The organism is Halopseudomonas pelagia, from assembly GCF_009497895.1.
Lineage (GTDB): Bacteria > Pseudomonadota > Gammaproteobacteria > Pseudomonadales > Pseudomonadaceae > Halopseudomonas > Halopseudomonas pelagia_A.
In genome coordinates this window covers 37,455-57,248 of record NZ_CP033116.1, presented here as the reverse complement: position 1 = coordinate 57,248, position 19,794 = coordinate 37,455, and the positions used below count along the sequence as shown (strand labels likewise).

Below are 19,794 nucleotides of genomic sequence, written 5' to 3'. Positions count from 1 at the left end.
TGAGACTGGCGCAAGTGTGGGCATACTGCTGTCAGCAGCTCGTTAAGGCGCTGTGAAAAAAGTGTTAGTTAACAGGTTCCAATTGATGAGGCCGATGGATGCGTATTCTGGTAATCGAAGACAATCGTGACATTCTGGCCAACGTGCTGGATTACCTGCAGGGCAAGGGCTACACGGTAGACTGCGCCCAGGACGGGCTGTCCGGCCTGCATCTGGCGGTCAGCGAGCATTACGATCTGATCGTGCTGGATATCATGCTGCCAGGCATCGACGGTTATCAGTTGTGTCAGCGTATGCGCGACGATGCCCAGCGCGACACACCGATCATCATGCTGACCGCGCGCGACCAGCTGGAAGACCGTCTCAAAGGCCTGAAAAGTGGTGCTGATGATTATCTGGTCAAGCCCTTCGCTCTGTCTGAACTGGTAGCACGCATAGAAGCCATACTGCGGCGCAGCCAGGGCGGCGCCAAACATCAACTGCAGGTAGCCGATCTCAGTTACGACCTCGATACCCTGCAGGTCACCCGTCAGGGCAGAATGCTCAAGCTCAACCCGGTAGGTCTGAAACTACTGGAAGTACTGATGCGCAAAAGCCCGGCGGTGGTTCGCCGCGCAGTGTTGGAAGAGGCCCTGTGGGGCGAGGAACTACCCGACAGCGACAGCCTGCGCAGCCATGTGCACCAGCTACGTCAGGTGATCGATAAACCCTTTGCCCGGCCCCTGCTGCACAACCTGCATGGCATGGGCTACTGTCTTGCCGAGCGCGACAATGAAGACTAAACAACCGCTGGTTCGCCGCATCATCTTTGCATTCACCCTGATGACGTTGCTGGTCAGCGGGGGCTTCTCCCTGGGTATTGTCGCGATAGTGCACTTTATCGAAGAGCATCTGGTTACCCAAGGCATGGCAGAGGAGCTGGACAGTATTCTCCACAAGGATCTGGCCCAGGGCCTGCCTCCCAGACTGGACGCCAAAACCCGACTATTTGCTTCGCACATACCAGGCTACGAGATCCCTGCGAACTTTATCGGCCTGGATGATGGCTTCAGCGAGATCGTCGATGAGACGGGTGCCTACTACCTGTACGTCCATGATACGCCCCAGCAACGTTTCATGCTGGTGCGCGAACAAGCCGAATTCGAGGCACGGGAGACTGCGCTTTTCACCGTCGTTTTCGCTGGCTTCATTCTAAGCGGTCTGGCTGCCTGGCTGCTCGGCTGGATGATGGCGCGCACCATCATAGCTCCCCTGGCGCGACTTGCTCAGCAGATTCGCCACCGTGATCAACTGCATACCCTCGCGCCTCATCTGGCGCCGGATTATCCAGAAGATGAGGTGGGTCATGTTGCCGCAGCCTTCGATGCCACCCTGGGACAACTGCGTAGCTCGCTGGAGCGCGAGCGCTTTTTTACCAGCGACGTCAGCCATGAGCTGCGTACCCCGCTGATGGTCATCGCTTCTTCTGCAGAATTGCTTGAGACCGCTACGCTGGATGAACGCGAGCACCGTCAATTGAACCGTATAAAGCGCGCCAGTGCAGAAATAAGCGAACTGGTGGAAACCTTCCTGTTGCTGGCCCGCGCCAACACTCTCCAGAATCCTTTGAGCGGCAGCGCCACACTTGAGCAGGTCGCGCACGAGCAAGCAAAGCGCTGGGCACCGCGTTTTGCTGACCAGGGCCTGGGTTTTCACCTTATTGTAGAAGAGCCTAACGATATGCTATTCCACGAGGGGTTTCTCAGCACCGTCATGTCCAATCTGATCCGCAACGCCCTGCATTATACCGCAAAAGGCGAGATACGCCTGCTGCTGTCGGCCAACGGCTTCCGAGTAGAAGATAGTGGCCAAGGGGTACCCAGCGCGCAGCAGGACGATATCTTCAAACCCTTCGTGCGCGGCTCAGAAGCACGGGGCGAAGGATTGGGACTGGGGCTTTCACTGGTCAAGCGCATCTGCGCATACCAGTGCTGGGAAGTGCGGATGTATTCTCTGCCTACCGAGGGGAGTTGCTTTGAGGTCACGCTGATCTAGCGGGCTTTCACGAAATTTTGACACTCTTTTGACAAGCACTTGACCCACTGTTGGATATTCTGGCCCGGATAAACATATCCGAGAGCCCTGCAATGTCCAAAGCCAAAGCGATCAAGCTGGAATTTTCCGAGAAGTATGATCAGCAGCATGCCTATCAGTATCTGCAAAAACACCAGGCAGGGCTGGCTCGTCGCCTTTCGAACTGGCGCGATATGCAGCTGGCGCGACACGCACTGAAAGATGCAGGCGAACCCAACCTGGTGCTCGATCTGCCCTGCGGCGCGGGCCGGTTCTGGCCCCTGCTGGCAGAAGCTCCCAATCGCGTGATCCTGGCAGCCGACAACTCCGCCGATATGCTGACAACCGCGATGGCAGGCCAGCCACCTGAAATTGTCGAAAGGGTCAAGACATTCCAGGCCTCGGCCTTCGACATCGATCTGGGCGACAATTCGGTGGACAGCATTTTCTGCATGCGCCTGATCCATCACGTTGCCGACCCCGAACACCGTCTGGCCATGCTGCATGAATTTTGCCGAGTCACCCGCGACACGGTGATCATCTCCCTCTGGGTCGATGGCAATTACAAGGCCTGGAAGCGCAAACGACTGGAGGCACGCCGTAACGCTCGGGGCAATCGATCAGACAACCAGAACCGTTTCCTGGTCGGCCGCGACACCATCGAGAGCGAGTTCCGTCAGGCCGGTTTCAGCATTCTTAATCACCATGACTTTCTGCCCGGTTACGCCATGTGGCGCGTTTATGTTCTGCGTAAGGTGCGCCCGTGACTAGTGCATCCTGGCAGCCCTGCGGGCTGCTTTCCAGCTTCAGTCAGTATGGCTTTGAGCATTGGTGGAGCATGGACGGTCATTGGGTCGAGGAGCCGAACCATCGTCGCGGCGGTGAGAGTGGCGTCAAGCTGCTACCACCGCTACAGCCCGAGCAACGCCCGCTTTACTGCAAGCGCCAGATCGGCCATCTGTTTCGTTCCTGGTGCCATCCATTTGGCCTGCCTACTGTATTACGTGAACAGCAGGCACTGCTGATCACCGAAGAGCTGAGTGGCTTTGTCAGCCTGGACCAATGGTATGCCGAGCACGCGCCCAAGCTGGACGAAACTAGTCGTAAAGCCGTGCTTCGCCGCCTCGCGCTGGTGCTGCAAAGACTGCGTCGCAGGCGCAGACAACACGGTAGCCTGTATAGCAAACATGTTTACATCAGCCTGACTGCAAAGGTGCCGGAAGTGGCTCTTCTGGATCTGGAGAAAAGCCGTATCAGGCTCCTGCGTAGCAAGGCAATAAACCATGATCTTTCCCAGCTCCGACGCCGCCGTGGTGACATGCCTGAGGCAGACTGGAGCTATCTGCGGGAGTGTTATCACAACCCGCAACTGGAATGTCAGGTAGATACAGATGAAGCCTGATTCCGTATCCAGCAGCAACGCACTTGCGTTGAAAAGCCGTGGCGGTCTAGGTCGGGTGTTCAAAGCCACAGGTTATTCAGTGGCAGGGCTGCGGGCGGCCTTCACTGGAGAAGCGGCGTTTCGCCAGTTGCTAGCGCTGAGCGCGGTACTGGTTCCGCTGGCCGTGGTATTGGACGTCAGCTCGATCGAGCGCGCGATACTGCTACTAGTGGTGTTTGCGGCGCTGATCGTAGAACTGCTCAACTCGGCTATAGAAGCTGTAGTTGATCGTATTTCATTGGAACTGCATCCCCTCTCCAAGCAGGCCAAGGATATGGGCAGCGCTGCGCAGCTTATATCGCTACTGATGATTCTTACCGTCTGGTTGGTGATATTGATCTAGCCGACAGCGCCTGTTGCGTCCACACCCGAATGGAAATCCCCATAGTCATGCGTACTTCTCCTGATACCCCTGAGCTGCCTCGGTCGACCGTTGGCCTGCGTAGCCAATTATTCTTTGTGCTTTCGACACTGTTTGCGCTCACCCTATTACTGACATGCCTGCGTGTGGCACTGCTGACCTTCAACTGGGAGCTGGCCGCAGACGCCTCATGGTCGGATCTGGGCGAAGGCATCTACAACGGCCTGCGCTTTGACGTGCGCTTGGTAATGATTGCAGGGGCACCGTTGATCCTGACATTCCTCAGCTCCAGGCTCATGCAATTGCGCACACTGCAATGTATCTGGCTGACCCTGACAGCCTTGTTGTTGAGTTTGTTGGGTGTAATAGAGCTGAACTTCTACCGAGAATTTCATCAGCGTCTGAACGCACTGGTGTTTCAATACCTGCAGGAAGATCCCACTACTGTGCTACGCATGCTCTGGTACGGGTTTCCTGTAGTACGGCTGGTGCTGACTCTGGCGATTGTATCGCTGTTGATGTACTGGCTTATCCGCTGGCTTGACCGACACACCCGCCAGCCAGCAGATGCCAACAGGATAAGAATGACCCAACGGGGAGCGATGGCGGCCCGGCTGGGCGTGCTAGTTCTATTGCTGCTCAGCGCTACCGTATTGGCCCGAGGCACGCTGCGCCAGGGTCCGCCACTGCGATGGGGTGATGCTTTTACTACCGACTCGATGTTCGCCAACCAGCTGGGACTGACACCCTCCTTGACCCTCTATGGCGCAGCGAAAGCCCAGTACTCGGAGCACCGCGACAACGCCTGGGTCGACTTGATTCCTGCAGAGCAGGCGACTGGGATCACCCGACAGATGCTGCTCGGCGTACACGACCAGTTGGTCGAACCTGAGCTGGCTCCGGTGCGCCGCGACTATTATCCGCCCGAGGACGCCACGCTGCCGATCCGCAACGTGGTCGTGATTCTGATGGAAAGCTTTGCGGGCTACTACACTGGCGCGCTCGGCTCCTCGCTGCAGATAACCCTCGAGTTCGACAAGCTCAGCAAGCAGGGGTTGTTGTTTACCCGTCACTTCTCCAGCGGCACCCATACTCATCAGGGCATGTTCGCCACCATGGGGTGCTTTCCCAACCTGCCTGCGTTCGAATATCTGATGCAGGAGCCGGAGGGCGGCAATCAGTTTTCAGGTTTGCCTCAGTTGCTTGGCGCACGCGGTTTCGACGATCTGTACGTCTACAATGGCGACTTTGCCTGGGACAACCAGCGCGGCTTTTTCGGTAATCAGGGCATGACGCGATTCATCGGTCGCAATGACTATGTAAACCCGGTGGTGTCTGACCCCACCTGGGGCGTTTCCGACCAGGACATGTTTGATCGGGCCGTCATAGAGCTGCGCCAACTCGATCCCGATCGCCCTTTTTATGCACTGCTGCAGACCCTGTCGAACCACACCCCCTATGCTCTACCCGATACCCTGCCAGTGGACGAGGTTACCGACCAGGGAAGCTATGCGAACGAACACCTGAGCGCTATGCGCTATTCCGACTGGGCGTTGGGCCGTTTCTTCGAACAGATCAGGGATGAGCCTTACTACGACCAGACACTGTTCGTCATCGTCGGCGACCACGGCTTTGGGACTCCACAGCAACTGACGGAACTGGACCTGTTGCGCTTCCATGTACCCCTGCTACTGATCGCTCCGGGCATGATCGAGCGCTTTGGCGAGCAGAATGACGTCGTCGGTACCCAGGTGGATATCGTACCCACCATCATGGGCCGACTCGGTGGCGAGGTTCGACACCAATGCTGGGGACGCGATTTGCTTACGCTGCCAGCAGATGATCAAGGTGTGGGTGTGATCAAGCCATCCGGTGGCGGCCAGACCGTGGGCATCATCCGTGGGGATAACGTGCTGATTCAACCGCGCGACGAAGAACCCAGGCTTTACCGGTATCAGTTAGGCGCCGAGCCGAAGGCCATCCTGCAAACAGCGGTGCCTAAGCCAAAGCGCTTGCAAGAGGAGCTTAAGGCCTATGTGCAAGCTGCAACACAGGCCCTGTTGGATGACAAAGCAGGGGTTGAGGTATCGAAAAACCGAAGCGCACCCGAGGTTCCGGCGCCCTAGCGAATGACTTCTATCAGGATTTGCCGCAGACGAGTTATCCTCCATAACGTGCAGGAAAAGCCATGAACACCAATGTTGCTCGTGAACCCTGGAATAAAGGCAAGCTAGTCGGGCAGAAAGCGCCGGTTCGACTCAGAGATATTTGGTCTATTCGAATAAGCCTTCAAATTGCTGGGAAAACCCGAGATCTAGCTCTTTTCAATTTGGCAATCGACAGCAAGTTACGGCCTGTGATTTGACGAAGCTCCGGGTGCGCGATATAGCACATGGTGCACCAGTATTGTCTCGGGCAATTGTGATGCAACAGAAAACTCATCGACCAGTCCAGTTCGAAATCACCGAACAAACCCGGACGGCGCTAGAAGCCTGGATACATAAAGGGGTTCTGCCCCGTTTCCGCGGGCGGTTCAGGAAAGGGAACTGCTTGTTTATAGGATGAACCGTCCGCTTCTTGCCGATACCTGCCTCCAGCGAAAGACGGCGATCAACCAAAAAATCAAGTGAGTCACATGAGTTACTTCGTGCCAGATGCTTTTGTGCCAGGCAGTACTCAAACAAGCCACGCTACCACTAGTCACCAAATTCGGGTGGGCGCGATATGGGCACAATCTGGGCACAGACGATTTTTAAGGGTTTGCTCGTGATTTGAGCTAGATGTCATGCTTTTCAGCATTTGCGCGGTGGGTAACTGAGTACTGGCCGAGTGGGGCAGTGATCAATGCTTGACCTTGCCGATTTTGAGATCGTACAAGCTATTGATTTTAAAGGAAATGGTGCACCCGACTGGATTCGAACCAGTGACCACCGCCTTCGGAGGGCGGTACTCTATCCAGCTGAGCTACGGGTGCATATTAGTGAAACATGGCTATTTTGAACTCTAGCCGCACCGTGGCACAAGGGCTGAGTATTGGCTTCGGAGGGCAGTACTCTATCCAGCTGAGCTACGGGTGCGTTTCAGGGGCGCAATAATACGCATTGATTAGGTCGGCGTCCATGCCCGGCTTACAGGCGGGTGTTTTCATCTGGAAAGCGGTCGTACTGCGGCCTGTTGTCGCCGGTTACAGATGCTATTTTGTTGGCTGCGGGTTTACCGGTATACTCGCTCGCACTATACGGGTATCGCTATCAAGCCCGACGGATTAGCCATGATGAGGATGTTTAAGTGATAACTGCGAAAAAAATCCTGGTTGCTTGTGCAGCCACACTTGTTCTGGTGACCGGTGGTACTTTTGCAAACACGATCAATGACGCCATCGCTGAGCGTCTCAAGCCAGTCGGTACTGTGTGCATGGCAGGTGACCCCTGTGCTGAAGAAGCGGGCACTGTCGCTTCTGCTGGTGGTGGCGAACCGCGTTCAGGTGATGCTGTATACGGTCAGTACTGCACTGCATGCCACGGTTCGGGCATCCTAGAAGCCCCCAAGACTGGTGACACTGCAGCATGGGAAGCGCGTCTCGCTGCAGCTGGCAGTATGGAAGATCTGACCCAATCGGCGATTGCCGGTGTGGGTGCGATGCCGCCCAAGGGCACCTGTGCGGATTGCTCCGATGATGAAATCATGGCGGCCATTCAGCATATGTCTGGTCTCTAACAGCGCTGCTGATAAATCTGGCGCTGTCCAAGAAAAAGCCACCTGCGGGTGGCTTTTTTGTAGCTGCTATTCAGCTCTTCGGGCCAAGCATGCCGCGAATGTCCGATAACGCCGAGTTGCCCCTGGCCTGCTTCTGTTCCGGCGGGGCATCGTCAGTGCCTTCCCACTCCAGATCTTCACTGGGCAGCTCATCCAGAAAGCGGCTGGGTAGGCAGTCGATCACCTCGCCAAACTGACGGCGGCGCGCGGCGTAGGTGAAGGTCAGCGTGCGCTTGGCGCGGGTAATGCCGACATAGGCCAGGCGTCGCTCCTCTTCTACGCTGTCCGCTTCGATACTGGAGCGGTGCGGGAGGATCTCTTCTTCCATGCCGATGATAAACACATGCGGGTATTCCAGGCCCTTGGAGGCGTGCATGGTCATCAACTGTACGCGATCGGTGTCCTCCTCTTCCTCGTGCCGCTCGAGCATATCGCGCAGCACCAGTTTGGCGATGGCATCTTCGATGTCGGTCTTGCCGGTCTCATCGCGCTCGATGGTGTTTTTCAGTGCCTCGACCAGAAACCAGACGTTGCCCATGCGTTTGGCGGCGACGTCGTCGCTGGAGCAGTTCTGTCTCAACCAGTTTTCGTAGTCCAGATCGTTGACCATGCTGCGCACCGCCTCGATCGGATCGCCCTGGGTGCACTGCTTGCGCACGCCGTCGAGCCAATGGCCGAAACGTTGCAGACGCTCGCAATAGCGCGGCTCCAACTGCTCGGCCAGACCCAGTTCGCTGCAGGCCTTGTACAGGCTGATTTGCCGCGTGGTGGCGTAGGTGCCGAGCTTTTCCAGCGTGGCCGGGCCGATTTCCCGGCGCGGCACGTTGATTACGCGCAGCAGGGCGTTATCGTCATCGGGATTGACCAGCAGCCGGAAGTAGGCCATCAGGTCTTTGACCTCCTGACGGGCAAAAAAACTGGTGCCGCCAGAGAGGTGATAGGGGATCTGATGGTGCTGCAACTTGAGCTCCAGCAGGCGTGACTGGTGGTTGCCACGGTAGAGGATGGCGAAATCCTTCCAGTCGCGCTTGTGCTTCAAGTGCTGGGTCTGAATGTCGGTGGCGACGCGCTCGCACTCCATTTCTTCATTGCGGCAGCGGATCACGCGGATCGGCTCGCCGTAGCCCAGCTCACTCCACAATTGCTTTTCGAACACGTGCGGGTTGTTGGCAATCAACGTATTGGCGGCTTTTAGGATGCGGCTGGTTGAACGGTAGTTCTGTTCAAGCATCACCACCTTCAGGTTCGGGAAGTCTTCCTTGAGCTGCGCCAGGTTTTCCGGACGTGCACCGCGCCAGGCGTAGATTGACTGATCATCGTCGCCGACCACGGTAAAGCGCGCGTGATTGCCCACCAGCATTTTGACCAGCAGATATTGGCTGGCGTTGGTGTCCTGGTATTCGTCGACCAACATATAGCGAATGCGGAACTGCCACTTCTCCAGAATATCCGGGTGCTCGCGGAACAGCGTCACCGGCACCAGAATCAGGTCGTCGAAATCCACCGCGTTATAGGCCTTGAGCGTGCGGTTGTAGTGCATATATACGCTGGCGGCGGTCTGTTCTTGCGGCGTCTTGGCCTGGGCCAGGGCCTGATCGGGCATGATCAGGTCGTTCTTCCAACTGGAGATCTGCGACTGAATGCCCTCGGTGCCGTCGTCAGCACCGTAATCGCGGTGCATCAGATCGGTAATCAGCGCCTGAGCATCCTGCTGATCGAAGATCGAGAAACCGGGCTTGTAACCCAGGCGCTGATGTTCCTTGCGGATGATGTTCAGTCCCAGATTGTGAAACGTCGAGACGGTCAGGCCGCGGGCGTCTTTGCCCTTGATCAGCATGCCGACGCGTTCCTTCATCTCGCGGGCGGCCTTGTTGGTAAAGGTCACAGCCACTATGTTCTGCGCCTTGTAGCCGCATTCACGCACCAGATAGGCGATCTTGCGGGTGATCACGCTGGTCTTGCCGCTGCCGGCGCCGGCAAGGACCAGCAAGGGTCCACTGATGTCGTTGACGGCTTCCTGCTGCCGCGGGTTAAGACTGGCCACCGGCGATTTTCTCCTCGATTTTTGGGCTGATTGACGCTAAATCTGACTGCCTACAGGACATTTGGCTAAAACGTGTCTTGGTTATTGCTCATTTTTTAGATATAACCTACTTTATAAATACGTTCTATATAGCTAATTTATATGGATCATTCGGAGAAATGAGTTTGGCTTCTGAGCGTCAATTGCTGCGTATTGTGCTGCTTGACACCGACCCTGGCGCTTCGGTGCAGTTGAGTCGTCGACTCATGTCGCTCAGATCCAACCCCTATGAGCTGGTTCAAGCGGATAGCTGGTCTAGCGCTCGACAGCTGTTGGCTGAGGGCGACTTCAAAGCCATTCTCGCTCGCCCGTCCTTTCTGCTGGAAGACTGGGACTCGCCGGTACCGGTGATTCATTTGGCCAGCGAGCCCGAGTTCGATCAAAACCCGCATCAGGTAGACGATAGTATCTGGGATCAGGCTAGCGCTGGCGAACTGATCCGCTGCCTCAAATACGCCATCGAACGGCATGATCTGCAATCGGCGATCAGCCATGCCTCCAGCTACGATGCCTTGACCGGTGTGTGCAATCGCCAGATGGTCCAGGACCGGCTTACGTTGGGCATGCGTCGGGCGCTGCGTACCAACCAGCCATTGGCAGTGCTGTTCATCGACCTGGACAATTTCCGCCACGTTAACGATACGCTGGGTCATGGTGCGGGCGACGTCATCATACAGGAAGTGGTTACCCGGCTGCGCCGGGTTTTGCGCAATACCGACACAGTCGGGCGCATGGGTGGGGATGAGTTTGCGGTAATCGTTGAAGACTACGCGCGCGCCAGTAATCTGCTGCATATTGCACAAAAATTGACCAGTGAAATGGCTGAGCCATTTTTCGTCGAATCCGAAAGTCTGTTGTTAGGCTGCAGCATTGGCATTGCTACCTATCCGGAGGCCGGGCAGACGGTGGACAGTCTGATGCTGCACGCCAATATGGCGATGCTGCAGGCCAAGGGGCAACGCGGCTGTCATTATCATTTCTACGATGACCGCATCAACCTGCAGGCCAACAGCCTGATCGAATTCGAAACCGCTTTGCGCCAGGCGCTACGCCGCAACCAGTTCGAGCTGCATTACCAGCCGCGCGTTAACTTGAGCACCGGCAAGATCGTCGGCCTGGAAGGGCTGATCCGCTGGCGCCACCCGGAACGTGGCTTGCTGGGCCCCAACGAGTTTATTCCGCTGGCCGAAGAAACCGGTCTGATCGTGCCGATGGGTTACTGGGTGATTGCCCGCGCCTGTCACGACTTGGCGCAACTGCAAAAGCGCAAGATGCCACCGATTCATATCGCGGTGAATGTGTCGTTTCGGCAGTTCCAGGACAGCCAGTTGTTACCCACGGTCAAACGCTTGCTGGAAAAAACCGCTATCGATCCACGTTGGCTGGAGTTCGAGCTGACGGAAACGGCGGTCATGCAGAACCCGGATCAGGTATTGATGACCATGCAGGGTATGGCGGGGCTGGGTGTGCGTTTCTCGCTTGACGACTTCGGTACCGGTTTCTCGTCCTTCATGCATCTGCAGCGCTTGCCGATTGATCTGCTGAAGATCGATCGCAGCTTCGTCAAGGGTATTGATGTGTCCGGCTCCGACCGCCAATTGGTCAATGCGATGATTGACCTGGGGCATAGCCTGGATCTGGAAGTGGTGGCCGAGGGTGTCGAACATCGTCAGCAGCTGGATGCTCTGCAGCAGATGGGTTGTGATCAGGTACAGGGCTTTTTTATCAGCCCGGCCATGCCGTTTGAAGAACTCTGCTATTTCCTCGACGCTTACCGCATGGGTCGCGAAGACAACAAGGTCATCAGCGACTGCCTTTGATGTTTTCAGTCGCAATGCTTTTGTATCCAGATTCAGCCCAGTAGCCGCCGGTCCAATTGCCTGTATTGCAGTGCTTCGGCCAGGTGCTGTCTGCCGATAGCCTCCTCGCCTGCCAGATCCGCCAAGGTCCGCCCGATCTTCAATACCTTGTGACTGGCACGCCGGGACAGCCCCAAGCGCTCGATTGCCTGCTCCAGCCATTTGCCATCTGCGTCGCTCAGTTGGCAGTGGTCCCGCAGCCCAGAGAGATCCAGATGTGCGTTGAGGCAGGGCTGGCGGGCCAGTTGGCGCGCTCTTGCCTGGCTGACCTGTGTTGCCGCGCTGCTACTGTCCAGATCACCCTGGGTCTGCCCCGCAAGGCTGAATGGTTCGTTGTGCATGGCCAGGTGCAAGTCTATGCGGTCCAGCAGCGGGCCCGAGAGCTTGCTGCGGTAGCGTTGCACCTGTTCCGGCGAGCAGCGGCAACGCCCCGAGGCATCCCCCTGATAGCCGCAGGGGCAAGGGTTCATGGCGGCGATCAATTGGAAGCGAGCGGGAAAGCTCAGTTGTTCGCGTGCCCTGGCGATATGAATCACCCCGGACTCCATGGGCTCGCGCAGCATTTCCAGTACTTTGCGGTCGAACTCGGGTAGCTCATCCAGAAACAATACGCCCTGATGCGCCTGGCTTATCTCACCCGGCCGGGGTTGACTGCCGCCGCCCACCAGTGCCGCGGCCGATGCACCATGATGGGGCGAGCGAAAGGGGCGCACTGGCCAGGCTTGCAGCGGCTCACTGCCGCAGACCGATTGAATCGCGGCAACTTCCAGAGCTTCATGCTCGGTCAGCGGCGGCAGTATGCTCGGCAGGCGGCTGGCCAACAGCGTTTTTCCGGTGCCGGGCGGGCCGAACAGCAGCAGATTGTGGTTGCCGCTGGCGGCCACGATGAGCGCGCGTTTGGCCTGGGCCTGGCCCTGCACATCAATCAGATCGGCGAGCCCTGTGGCTGCCTGCGGCTGGCTATCGGTCGGCACCGGTTCAAGTTGGCGCTCGCCGCGCAGATGCTCGCACAGCTCCAGCAGGTGGTCTGCGGCGATGATATGTACGCCACGCACCAACGCCGCTTCGCTCGCATTGGCGCGCGGTAGCAGTAAGGTTCGCTGTTGTTCACGGCAGGCCAACGCGGCGGGCAGTACGCCCTGCACCGGCCGCAGTTCACCAGAGAGCGCCAGTTCACCCAGGCATTCACAATGTTCCAGGCTATCGGCGGGTATCTGACCGCTGGCGGCCAGTAGCCCCAAAGCTACTGCCAGATCAAAGCGCCCGCCTTCTTTGGGTAGATCGGCCGGGGCGAGGTTGATGGTGATGCGTTTGAGGCTGGGAAAATCCAGGTTGGCATTCTGCAAGGCGCTGCGCACGCGGTCCTTGCTCTCCTTGACCGCGGTCTCCGGTAGGCCGACCAGCGTCAGGCTGGGCATGCCGTTGGCCAGGTGTATTTCAACGGTAACGGCGGGTGCTTGAATGCCCAATTTGGCGCGGCTGTGAACAATAGCCAGGGACATGATCGCTCCTTGATCAGTCCGTCTTGTTTTCTCAGACGGACGGGGGTTGAGCGCGCTGCTCCATTTCGGTGACGCGCTTTTCCAGTGCCTCGAGCCGTTCGCGGGTGCGTTGCAGTACCACTTGCTGGGTCTCGAACTCGTCGCGGCTGACCACGTCGAGTTTTGCCAGCGCGCTTTGCAGCAGGCTCTTGAGGTGTTTTTCCACGTCCGGCGCGGGCAAGCCTTTTTCGCTCATCAACAGGCGCGTGGCCTGGCTGCTTACCGCATCAATCAAGACTTTGTGCAACATGACTGTACAACCTGTTCGCTGGCGATGAGGCCGCTCAAGGAGCGGTCCGGTATGTGATCGCTGAGTCTAACATCCTGGGTTGTTTTCGTGCCATTTCAGCGCGCTGCGGATTTGTGCCCGATATCAGCACGTCGTAAAAGCGCGACGCACCATGGTGGTGCGTCGATAAAAGCGAATGGCCAGAGTCCTGGCTGCGCTGGAGGGTTAACTGATTGAAATATAGCAATAAATGAAAAGTGGCAGGCTTTCTGCAAAGCACATCCCAGCTGAATTGGGCGGAGTAACCTTTTCGCGCATTCCGCCTCTGAGCAGCATGACTTTGCAAAAAGCCATCCAAGGAGCATAAGAAGATGAAGCAGTTGATAAAGGCTATGACAGCCGTTGCCCTGCCGGAGTGTGCTGCCGGCGCGGACGACTGCAACAACATCTGTGCATTGTCCGTTTCTAAAAGCCTCTAACTCGGCATAGACTGGTCCTGTCCCCCAGGGCAGTCCATCAATCGGGAGTAACAACATGAAATTAGTAACGGCTGTTATCAAGCCTTTTAAATTGGACGACGTGCGTGAAGCACTCTCCGAGATCGGCGTTCAGGGCATCACCGTGACTGAGGTCAAAGGTTTTGGCCGGCAGAAAGGTCACACCGAGCTGTACCGCGGCGCAGAATATGTAGTGGATTTTCTGCCCAAGGTGAAGATCGACGTGGCCATCGGTGACGACATGCTCGACCGCGTCATTGAAGCCATTACCAAGGCCGCCAACACCGGCAAGATCGGCGACGGCAAAATCTTCGTGGTCAACCTGGAACAGGCTGTCCGCATCCGTACAGGCGAGACGGGCACAGACGCAGTCTGAGCAGTCACCTCATCACTGAATGCAGTAACTAAGCCTACATGGGGGGCTTATTATGGAAGATATCGTCCAAATCAAGTACGCGCTTGATACGTTCTACTTTCTGATCTGTGGCGCATTGGTCATGTGGATGGCAGCGGGTTTTGCCATGCTCGAGGCTGGTCTGGTCCGCGCCAAGAACACTACCGAAATTCTCACCAAGAACATCACGCTGTATGCAGTTGCCAGCGTGATGTACCTGCTGGTCGGTTACTACATCATGTACTCCGGCGACGAAGGCGGCATTATGCCCAACCTGGGTCTGCTGATCGGTAGCGAAAACGCAGTTGAAGATGTGCTGGCAGGTGGCGATGACGCTCCCTACTACTCAGCCCGTGCTGACTTCTTCTTCCAGGTGGTGTTTGTTGCTACTGCCATGTCGATCGTTTCCGGCGCGGTAGCCGAGCGCATGAAGTTGTTTGCCTTCCTGACCTTCGCGGTCATCATGACTGGCTTCATCTACCCGATCCAGGGCTACTGGAGCTGGGGCGGTGGGTTTCTGTCCGAAGCTGGTTTCAGCGACTTCGCCGGTTCCGGTATCGTTCACCTGGCGGGCGCCTCTGCGGCTCTGGCTGGCGTGATCATCCTCGGGCCACGTAAAGGCAAGTACGGCTCCAACGGTCAGATCAATGCGATCCCCGGTGCCAACCTGCCACTGGCTACACTGGGTACCTTCATCCTGTGGTTGGGCTGGTTCGGCTTCAACGGTGGTTCGCAGCTGATCGTGTCCAACATTGAAGATGCCAACGCTGTTGCCCAGGTGTTTGTTAATACCAACGCCTCCGCGGCGGGTGGTCTGATCGCTGCTCTGGTTGTTGCACGCATCCTGTTCGGCAAGGCCGATCTGACCATGGCACTGAACGGTGCGCTGGCTGGTCTGGTTGCCATTACGGCTGATCCGCTGTCCCCCGGTGGCTTCCAGGCTACCCTGATCGGTGCGGTTGGTGGTGTGCTGGTGGTGTTCTCCATCCTCGGCTTCGACAAGATCAAGATCGACGATCCGGTCGGTGCCATCTCCGTCCACGGTGTGGTTGGTATCTGGGGTGTGCTGGCGGTTCTGCTGACCAACAGCGATGCCACCATCGGCGGCCAGCTGCTGGGTATCGTCTCCATCTTCCTCTGGGTGTTCATCACCAGCCTGATTCTCTGGACCATCCTCAAGGCGGTCATGGGTATCCGGGTTACCGAAGAAGAAGAGTACGGCGGTGTGGATCTGTCCGAGTGCGGTATGGAAGCCTACCCCGAGTTCACCAGCAGCAAGTAATTACGCTGACTGAGTCAACTTATGCAGTACCCAACAGGGCGCCTTCGGGCGCCCTGTTTCATTTCCGAGAGGCGATTGTGTCATCGTCCTTCAGAGGGCTGGCAACACAGGCTAAACTTACCGAACTACATGGGGTCCTAGCGGTAACGCAATCTCATGTTGAACGGAGCCTAATATGGTGGATAAAGAAATGCAGTCAGAAACTTACGAAGAGCTGATCGAGTGGACCGGTGCACTGCACCGCAAGCTGGCAGAGCGGCTGGAGCAAGGCATGGATGGCGAGCCCGGCGAAAAGGCCAAATGGCTGCTGGAATACCTGGCCGACCATGAGCGCAAACTCAACGACGTGGTGAGCAAGATCAGCAAGCACGGCAATGCCGGTGCTTTGCATACCTGGCTGTACGAGCACCTCAGCGAAAAGCTGCCGGCGGACAAACGCCAGACGCTGTCCTTCGTCGGCATGAGTTTTGAGGAAATCAGCGAAGCGATAATGGACATCCACAACCAGTTGATAGAGCTGTATCGGTCCGCTGCCGGCCGCGCGCCGACGCCTGAAGTGCGCGAGCTGATGGAGGAAATGCTGGAGTTGGAAGAGCATGAAACGCTGCGTCTGGCGAGCCAGGTTGATAGCGTCAGAGCCATGTGATGTGTGTTTGACACAAAAAAACTCCGCTGGGTACTAGCCAAATCCCCCCGTTGAGCTATATATAGCGTGTTTCCTTGGGAGGGGTTTGAATGAGTGACGACGATATTGATGACGATGATCTTAACGCCGCGGATGACGACGGTGAATCGGATGATCTGCCGGAAGTAGATAGCGACACCAGCGGCGATGACGACGGTGATGAGCCGGCGGTCAAAACCCGCAAGAAGGCGGCTACGGCTGAAGATCTACTAGAGGGGCTGTCGATTGAAGCCAAGGCCCGCGAACGGGAAATGCTCGCGCGGCAGATGGAAGAATTCATGGCCAGAGGCGGCAAGATTCAGGAGGTGGATCCCAATGTGGTTGGAGATCCGCCGAGAAAACCTGACAGCAAGTATGGTAGCCGGCCGATCTAGGGATGGCCGGCACGGTTTCTCAGCGCAGATAGTCTGTGATTATCTGCGCTGGACCGAGCATTTGCTCCCTTGGCGAACTATTTGGGCGGGCGGTTTAGCTGCGCAATATAGGCATCCAGCCAGGTGGGTATCTGGCTGAGACAACTCACTTCTCCATTTGGACGGACCGAGTCTGTCCACGGCGTGCCCGCACGGTTGAACCAGAGCGTATGCAGGCCCGCCTCGCGCGCTCCCTGGATGTCGTCTACCGGATGGTCGCCGATGTGCAGCGCATGCCCCGGCTCGACGCCCGCGCGTTCCAGGGCCGCCAGAAAGGGTGCTGGGTCGGGCTTGCTGATGCCGACTTCGTCAGCCGAGACTATTACGCTGAAATATTTTTCCAGACCCAGACGTCTGACATCGGCATTGCCGTTGGAGATGGTCGCCAGCGGGTATTTGGCTGAGAGTTGCTGCAGCAGTGCTTCTGCATGCGGAAACAGCGTCAGCGCATGACGCGCCTCAAGAAAGACCTCAAAGCCCCGTCTGGTCAATTCCCTTACCTGCTCCTCGGCGTAACCGGCACGCGTTAGCCCCAGAGTCATGACCGCAATGCGAAAGTCGGTCACACGGTGCCTGAGCAGCGGGTCGCTGGCCAGTACTTCATGGCGTAATGCCTTTCGCGCCTCACTGTCCAGGCGCTCGGCAAACTGTGGGGCATGCTCGGCATACCAAGCCATCAGGGTCTGCTCGGCAGCCGCGACCACCGATTCGGTTTCCCACAGCGTGTTGTCCAGATCAAAGGTCAGCAGGCGGATCATTCAGGTCTCGTTCTTGCGTTTGGCTCGGGGATGGGCTTGATCATACACCTGGGCCAGATGCTGGAAATCCAGGTGTGTATAGATTTGTGTCGTGCTGATATCGGCGTGCCCGAGCAGTTCCTGCACCGCGCGCAGGTCGCCGGAGGACTCGAGCATATGGCTGGCAAAGGAATGCCGAAGCATGTGCGGATGCAGGTTCTGGCCGATGTGCTGCACGCCCCAGGCGCGCACGCGCAGTTGAATCGCGCGGGCGCTCAGGCGCCGGCCCTGCTTGCCAACGAACAGTGCCGGGTTGTCGCCGGCCACCAGCATGCGTGCCGGCAGCCAGCGTTCCAGTGCCTCCAGCGCCAGGCGTCCTACCGGCACCAGACGGGTTTTATTGCCCTTGCCCAGCACCCGAACTTCGCCCTGGGCACTATCCAGTGCCAACACGTCCAGGCTCGCCAGTTCGGACAGGCGCAACCCCGAGGAGTAGAACAGCTCCAGCATGGCGTGATCGCGTACCGCCAGCCAGTCGTCATCGCTGTTGTCGTTAAGTAGTTGCGAGGTCAGGTCAGCGTCCAATGCCTTGGGCAGCTTGCGTGGTGACTTGGGTGCGCGCAGATCAACTGCCGGGTTGTGCTTGCACAGCCGTTCGCGGATCAGATAGCTGTACAGGCTGCGCACGGCACTGAGTAGACGCTGCAAGCTGCGCCCGGAAAGACCGGCCTGGTGCCGTTGGGCGACGAACAGGCGCAGCTGCGGGGTATCCAGTGCCTGCCAGCGGTCGATCTTGCGCTCAGCGAGAAAGTCGCGCAGACCTTCCAGATCATGCCGGTAGGCTTCGAGCGTACGCGGAGAGAGTTGCCGTTCGTTGCGCAGGTACCGGTAAAAGGCATCCAGGTCGTCCTGCAACGCCGCGGCGGGCATGCTCAGCCTTGCCCCTCATCGGCCAGCGGCCGCTGGCGCAGCAGCACCCGCGCGAGGGCGTCCGCGATATAGCCGAGGAACAGAGTACCGGTAGCATTGCGGTAGTGATTGGCATCACGGCTGCCCAGTGCAATTACCCCATGGGTTCCCTGATGCTGGATTGGCGATAACGCGGTGGAGGCAACCTGGCTACCGGCTTCGCCAAACAGAAAGGTCAGTTCGTGCGGGCGTAGCACGCCGCTCAGCGTCTTGCCGCTGTCGAGCAGATGGCCGATGGCTTCGCGGGCTTCGCTGTGGGTAACGCAGCGGGCGTTGCTGAAACGCGGCGTTTCGCTGAACAGAATCAGGCTGACATAGGGCACCTGAAAGTCATCGCGCAGACTGTCTTCGATGCTGGCAATCACTTGCTCCAGGCTCTGCGCCTCCAGCAAGTTGAGGATCAGCCGGCGGCTTTTCTCGAACAGTCGATCATTCTCGCGGGCGACGTCCATCAGTTGCCCGAGACGATGGCGTACATCGATATTGCGTTCGCGCAGCAGTTTGACCTGGCGCTCGACCAGCGAGACGGCCTGGCCGGACTGATGGGGGATAATCAGCTCCGGCAACAGGTCGTCGTACTCGGCAAAGAACGCCGGGTGCTGGCGCAGGTATTCGGCGACCTGGGCTGCGTCCAGTGCTGCCGCAGGTTGAGTTGGCTTGTCGCTCATACGCGTATCTGTCCTTCATAAACCCGAGTGGCGGGGCCGGTCATCATCACCGGCTGGCCGGGGCCGGCCCATTCTATGTGCAGTGAACCGCCGGGCAGTTGCATACTGACGGGCGATACCAGGTGGCCCAGGCGGATGCCGGCCACGGCTGCGGCGCAGGCGCCAGTGCCGCAGGCCAGCGTTTCACCGGCGCCGCGCTCATACACGCGCAGGCGCGCATGGTGGCGGTCGATAAGTTGCATAAAGCCGGCGTTGACGCCCTGGTCGAAGCGCGGGTGCTTTTCGATCAGCGGGCCCAGGGTTGCCACCGGGTAGCTGTCGAGGTCATCTACCAGCGTCACGCTGTGCGGGTTGCCCATGGACACCGTGGAGATCTGCAGTTGCTGCTCGCCTACTTCCAGCGTGTAGGTCAGCGCCTCGGTATCGGCCTGAAATGGGATCTGCGCCGGAGAAAAACGCGGCGCGCCCATGTCCACGGTGATCTGCCCGTCGGCGTTGACATTAAGAATGATCGGGCCGCCCGCGGTTTCCACATGAATCTCGGATTTGGCGGTGAGGCGCTTGTCCTGCACGAAGCGCGCAAAGCAGCGCGCGCCATTGCCGCACTGCTCTACCTCGCCGCCATCGGCATTGAAAATGCGGTACCGGAAGTCCATGTCCGGATTGCCCGGTGGCTCGACCACCAGCAGCTGGTCAAAGCCAATGCCGGTGTGCCGGTCGCTCCACTGGCGGATCAGCTTGGCTGACAGCTGCGCATGCTGGGTCACCAGGTCGATGACCATAAAGTCATTGCCCAGCCCATGCATTTTGGTAAATCGCAGCAACAT

General features: G+C 57.9%; 19 protein-coding genes, 1 tRNA gene and 1 pseudogene. 13 read left to right on the top strand and 8 right to left on the bottom strand.

The genetic code is table 11. From position 1 onward, the window contains the following. Positions 1 to 98: 98 nt before the first annotated feature. From EAO82_RS00270 to EAO82_RS00240, 7 genes and pseudogenes are all read left to right on the top strand, one after another. Positions 99 to 782 (top strand): response regulator transcription factor, encoded by a 684-nt coding sequence (locus tag EAO82_RS00270; protein WP_096346371.1) that lies wholly within the window; start codon positions 99 to 101, stop codon positions 780 to 782. Next, positions 772 to 2,034: a sensor histidine kinase gene (locus tag EAO82_RS00265; protein WP_096346370.1), complete on the top strand. Its 1,263-nt coding sequence runs from the start codon at positions 772 to 774 to the stop codon at positions 2,032 to 2,034. Before EAO82_RS00270 ends, EAO82_RS00265 begins: the two co-directional genes overlap by 11 nt. Before the next feature lie 92 nt (positions 2,035 to 2,126). Beyond that, positions 2,127 to 2,819 carry a class I SAM-dependent methyltransferase gene (locus EAO82_RS00260; protein WP_096346369.1) on the top strand — a complete coding sequence of 231 codons (693 nt, stop codon included), beginning with the start codon at positions 2,127 to 2,129 and terminating at the stop codon, positions 2,817 to 2,819. Then, entirely contained in the window at positions 2,816 to 3,454 is a 639-nt protein-coding gene (locus tag EAO82_RS00255) for a lipopolysaccharide kinase InaA family protein (RefSeq protein WP_231703257.1), read from the top strand. The genes EAO82_RS00260 and EAO82_RS00255 overlap by 4 nt, the downstream gene beginning before the upstream one ends. Then, complete coding sequence (locus tag EAO82_RS00250; protein ID WP_096346368.1) at positions 3,444 to 3,836, top strand: diacylglycerol kinase; 393 nt, start codon at positions 3,444 to 3,446, stop codon at positions 3,834 to 3,836. The genes EAO82_RS00255 and EAO82_RS00250 overlap by 11 nt, the downstream gene beginning before the upstream one ends. Positions 3,837 to 3,883: 47 nt before the next feature. Continuing rightward, positions 3,884 to 5,980 (top strand): LTA synthase family protein, encoded by a 2,097-nt coding sequence (locus tag EAO82_RS00245; protein WP_096346367.1) that lies wholly within the window; start codon positions 3,884 to 3,886, stop codon positions 5,978 to 5,980. 62 nt (positions 5,981 to 6,042) lie between these two features. Continuing rightward, positions 6,043 to 6,410, top strand: a pseudogene (locus EAO82_RS00240) (integrase); the annotation flags it as partial. A 341-nt stretch (positions 6,411 to 6,751) separates the two neighbouring features. Here the strand turns inward: EAO82_RS00240 and EAO82_RS00235 are convergent. Then, positions 6,752 to 6,828 (bottom strand) — tRNA-Arg (locus EAO82_RS00235). A 314-nt stretch (positions 6,829 to 7,142) separates the two neighbouring features. On the opposite strand from EAO82_RS00235, the gene EAO82_RS00230 reads away from it, so the two are divergent. Further along, positions 7,143 to 7,571, top strand: coding sequence for a c-type cytochrome (locus EAO82_RS00230; protein ID WP_410402929.1), 429 nt, complete (start codon positions 7,143 to 7,145; stop codon positions 7,569 to 7,571). Positions 7,572 to 7,641: 70 nt separating this feature from the next. Here EAO82_RS00230 and rep read toward each other — a convergent pair whose 3' ends face one another. Next, complete coding sequence (rep, locus tag EAO82_RS00225; protein WP_096346366.1) at positions 7,642 to 9,654, bottom strand: DNA helicase Rep; 2,013 nt, start codon at positions 9,652 to 9,654, stop codon at positions 7,642 to 7,644. 158 nt (positions 9,655 to 9,812) lie between these two features. Between rep and EAO82_RS00220 the strand changes: the two genes are divergently transcribed. Next, on the top strand, positions 9,813 to 11,513 hold the full coding sequence (locus EAO82_RS00220) for a putative bifunctional diguanylate cyclase/phosphodiesterase (RefSeq protein ID WP_096346365.1): 1,701 nt from the start codon (positions 9,813 to 9,815) through the stop codon (positions 11,511 to 11,513). A 32-nt stretch (positions 11,514 to 11,545) separates the two neighbouring features. On the opposite strand, the gene EAO82_RS00215 is transcribed toward EAO82_RS00220, so the two are convergent. Both EAO82_RS00215 and EAO82_RS00210 read right to left on the bottom strand, forming a co-directional pair. Next, entirely contained in the window at positions 11,546 to 13,054 is a 1,509-nt protein-coding gene (locus EAO82_RS00215; protein ID WP_096346364.1) for a YifB family Mg chelatase-like AAA ATPase, read from the bottom strand. Between the two features lie 31 nt (positions 13,055 to 13,085). Next, positions 13,086 to 13,343 (bottom strand): accessory factor UbiK family protein, encoded by a 258-nt coding sequence (locus tag EAO82_RS00210; protein ID WP_096346363.1) that lies wholly within the window; start codon positions 13,341 to 13,343, stop codon positions 13,086 to 13,088. 513 nt (positions 13,344 to 13,856) lie between these two features. On the opposite strand from EAO82_RS00210, the gene glnK reads away from it, so the two are divergent. From glnK to EAO82_RS00190, 4 genes are all read left to right on the top strand, one after another. Then, positions 13,857 to 14,195, top strand: a complete 339-nt coding sequence (glnK, locus tag EAO82_RS00205) for a P-II family nitrogen regulator (RefSeq protein WP_096346362.1) — start codon at positions 13,857 to 13,859, stop codon at positions 14,193 to 14,195. Between the two features lie 52 nt (positions 14,196 to 14,247). Further along, positions 14,248 to 15,495, top strand: coding sequence for an ammonium transporter (locus EAO82_RS00200; RefSeq protein WP_096346361.1), 1,248 nt, complete (start codon positions 14,248 to 14,250; stop codon positions 15,493 to 15,495). Positions 15,496 to 15,670: 175 nt separating this feature from the next. Beyond that, positions 15,671 to 16,141: a hypothetical protein gene (locus EAO82_RS00195; protein ID WP_096346360.1), complete on the top strand. Its 471-nt coding sequence runs from the start codon at positions 15,671 to 15,673 to the stop codon at positions 16,139 to 16,141. A gap of 89 nt (positions 16,142 to 16,230) precedes the next feature. Beyond that, positions 16,231 to 16,554 (top strand): hypothetical protein, encoded by a 324-nt coding sequence (locus EAO82_RS00190; protein ID WP_096346359.1) that lies wholly within the window; start codon positions 16,231 to 16,233, stop codon positions 16,552 to 16,554. A 77-nt stretch (positions 16,555 to 16,631) separates the two neighbouring features. Here EAO82_RS00190 and EAO82_RS00185 read toward each other — a convergent pair whose 3' ends face one another. From EAO82_RS00185 to dapF, 4 genes are read right to left on the bottom strand one after another with little or no spacing between them, the layout of a single operon-like run. Beyond that, on the bottom strand, positions 16,632 to 17,351 hold the full coding sequence (locus EAO82_RS00185) for an HAD family hydrolase (protein WP_096346358.1): 720 nt from the start codon (positions 17,349 to 17,351) through the stop codon (positions 16,632 to 16,634). Next, complete coding sequence (gene xerC, locus EAO82_RS00180) at positions 17,352 to 18,245, bottom strand: tyrosine recombinase XerC (RefSeq protein WP_096346384.1); 894 nt, start codon at positions 18,243 to 18,245, stop codon at positions 17,352 to 17,354. It lies immediately after the preceding gene. Between the two features lie 17 nt (positions 18,246 to 18,262). Further along, positions 18,263 to 18,967, bottom strand: coding sequence for a DUF484 family protein (locus tag EAO82_RS00175; RefSeq protein WP_096346357.1), 705 nt, complete (start codon positions 18,965 to 18,967; stop codon positions 18,263 to 18,265). Next, positions 18,964 to 19,794 (bottom strand): diaminopimelate epimerase, encoded by an 831-nt coding sequence (gene dapF / locus EAO82_RS00170; RefSeq protein WP_096346356.1) that lies wholly within the window; start codon positions 19,792 to 19,794, stop codon positions 18,964 to 18,966. Before dapF ends, EAO82_RS00175 begins: the two co-directional genes overlap by 4 nt.

Coding starts and splice junctions, on each gene's coding strand:
- EAO82_RS00270 (WP_096346371.1), top strand. CDS start 99: ATGCGTATTCTGGTAATCGAAGACAATCGTGACATTCTGGCCAACGTG.
- EAO82_RS00250 (WP_096346368.1), top strand. CDS start 3,444: ATGAAGCCTGATTCCGTATCCAGCAGCAACGCACTTGCGTTGAAAAGC.
- EAO82_RS00200 (WP_096346361.1), top strand. CDS start 14,248: ATGGAAGATATCGTCCAAATCAAGTACGCGCTTGATACGTTCTACTTT.
- EAO82_RS00190 (WP_096346359.1), top strand. CDS start 16,231: ATGAGTGACGACGATATTGATGACGATGATCTTAACGCCGCGGATGAC.
- EAO82_RS00195 (WP_096346360.1), top strand. CDS start 15,671: ATGGTGGATAAAGAAATGCAGTCAGAAACTTACGAAGAGCTGATCGAG.
- dapF (WP_096346356.1), bottom strand. CDS start 19,794: ATGTTGCTGCGATTTACCAAAATGCATGGGCTGGGCAATGACTTTATG.
- EAO82_RS00260 (WP_096346369.1), top strand. CDS start 2,127: ATGTCCAAAGCCAAAGCGATCAAGCTGGAATTTTCCGAGAAGTATGAT.
- EAO82_RS00215 (WP_096346364.1), bottom strand. CDS start 13,054: ATGTCCCTGGCTATTGTTCACAGCCGCGCCAAATTGGGCATTCAAGCA.
- EAO82_RS00220 (WP_096346365.1), top strand. CDS start 9,813: ATGAGTTTGGCTTCTGAGCGTCAATTGCTGCGTATTGTGCTGCTTGAC.
- EAO82_RS00175 (WP_096346357.1), bottom strand. CDS start 18,967: ATGAGCGACAAGCCAACTCAACCTGCGGCAGCACTGGACGCAGCCCAG.
- EAO82_RS00245 (WP_096346367.1), top strand. CDS start 3,884: ATGCGTACTTCTCCTGATACCCCTGAGCTGCCTCGGTCGACCGTTGGC.
- EAO82_RS00185 (WP_096346358.1), bottom strand. CDS start 17,351: ATGATCCGCCTGCTGACCTTTGATCTGGACAACACGCTGTGGGAAACC.
- glnK (WP_096346362.1), top strand. CDS start 13,857: ATGAAATTAGTAACGGCTGTTATCAAGCCTTTTAAATTGGACGACGTG.
- EAO82_RS00210 (WP_096346363.1), bottom strand. CDS start 13,343: ATGTTGCACAAAGTCTTGATTGATGCGGTAAGCAGCCAGGCCACGCGC.
- EAO82_RS00265 (WP_096346370.1), top strand. CDS start 772: ATGAAGACTAAACAACCGCTGGTTCGCCGCATCATCTTTGCATTCACC.